This window comes from Frankia sp. Mgl5 (assembly GCF_023242985.1).
In the GTDB taxonomy this organism is placed as follows: domain Bacteria; phylum Actinomycetota; class Actinomycetes; order Frankiales; family Frankiaceae; genus Parafrankia; species Parafrankia soli.
Genome location: NZ_JALKFY010000598.1, coordinates 1 through 322, shown reverse-complemented (window position 1 = coordinate 322; position 322 = coordinate 1). Strand labels below are relative to the sequence as shown.

The window sequence follows — 322 nt, the reverse complement described above, 5'->3', positions numbered from 1 at the left end:
ACCCCTGCCTTTCTCCCACATAGGTAACCCAACCGGTCTTACCGCTGCTGCGAATATTGGCGTCCCCCCCGGTTTCAAACACCATCCTGCCCGTCACAGGGTCAAAAGATTCCGCCGCTTTCCAGGCCGCTGGCAGTTTCCATGCTTGCGAATCTGTTTTTGCAGTTGCCGGCACCGCTGATTTCTTGGGAGAGAACACCGGCAAAACGGTCGGCAAGCTGCCAAACCGGGCTTCGTACCAGTTGGCCACTCCGGAAAAATTAAAATCGCGCGTCATCACCTCACGCGCACTCTCCTTCCACGAGACGGGAATAGCAACACC

Annotated in this window: 1 pseudogene; it reads right to left on the bottom strand. The window is 56.5% G+C overall.

The features are described from left to right. Positions 1-280: pseudogene (locus MXD62_RS10815) on the bottom strand (M23 family peptidase); the annotation flags it as partial. Positions 281-322: the final 42 nt, after the last annotated feature.